The following is a 577-nucleotide window of genomic DNA, read 5'->3' on the forward strand; positions in this document are numbered from 1 at the left end:
TAAACGGCGAACCAACCGTTGTCGAAGGTGTACCCGAAATGGTGGCCGGAGCCGTGAAACTCAATCCCGCTGGCAGGCTGCTGACACTCAGCGTCAACGCTGACGGTGTTTCGGCATCGGTGAAGGTGTTAGCCAGCGACAGGGTATACCCCTGACCAACCGTGGCACTTTGTGGACCAACCGCATTGGCTACCGTTGGAGCCGTGTTGGTTGGTGGCGTCGTGCCACAGGAAGCCAACCAGTTGTAGCTATAGGTCGATACCACACCCGACTGCTCCGCCTTCAAGGTAATGACCGGATTATCGGTGTACAGCCGTAGCGTGTAGGGACCAGCGTTGGTCGTCGGTACGGTTTCATTCACCACCGAGAAGGTAATAGCGCTGCCGTTGGTACCGGTATAAACTGGCGTAAACGTTACGTTACGTTGTCCGGCAGAGATCGTCACACAGCTTACCGGCGTTACCCCCGTGATAGCAAACGTACCACCCGGATTGGTGGTGCTCGACACAGGGCTCACCGTAATGGCAAAGCTGGTGCTGGCCGTCAAACTACCCGGATCCGTGGCCGTTACCGTTAC

General features: G+C 57.0%; 1 protein-coding gene. It reads right to left on the bottom strand.

Features of this window, described 5'->3' with window-relative positions; translation table 11 throughout:
• A partial coding sequence (locus tag GK108_RS31010) for a putative Ig domain-containing protein (RefSeq protein WP_246225302.1) occupies positions 1-577 on the bottom strand: 577 nt, incomplete at both ends.

Source organism: Spirosoma terrae (assembly GCF_010435915.1).
Taxonomy (GTDB): domain Bacteria; phylum Bacteroidota; class Bacteroidia; order Cytophagales; family Spirosomataceae; genus Spirosoma; species Spirosoma terrae.